The sequence below is a fragment of the Streptomyces beijiangensis genome, from assembly GCF_017315755.1.
In the GTDB taxonomy this organism is placed as follows: domain Bacteria; phylum Actinomycetota; class Actinomycetes; order Streptomycetales; family Streptomycetaceae; genus Streptomyces; species Streptomyces beijiangensis.
Genome location: NZ_JAFLRJ010001519.1, coordinates 1 through 325, shown reverse-complemented (window position 1 = coordinate 325; position 325 = coordinate 1). Strand labels below are relative to the sequence as shown.

Sequence of the window (325 nt, the reverse complement as noted above, 5' to 3'; positions counted from 1 at the left end):
TCCAGGAGGACGCCCAGCACCAGGAACGCGACGAGGACCGCGGCGGCCAGGCTGTCCGGCGAGACGGTCACCGTCTGGCTGCTGGACTCCACCACGGCCGGCCTGGCCGCGTCGATCTTCTCGTTGATGTGGTCCGCGGCCCGCGTCGCGAGGGGGACGGCGATGGCGCCGACGAGCGCGGCCAGCACGGCGGTGTCGATGAGCCGGGCGGCGAACCGCTTGCCGAGGGCGGCCGGACGGGCGGCCGCCTGGGCCGCCGCGAGCTGCTGGAAGTGGTCGTTGACCGGGGGCTTCCAGGGCACGACGGGCTGGTCGGGCTGAGGTG

1 pseudogene is annotated in these 325 nt (G+C 75.1%); it reads right to left on the bottom strand.

What is annotated here, in order from left to right:
* Positions 1–325, bottom strand: a pseudogene (locus tag J0695_RS42510) (RDD family protein); the annotation flags it as partial.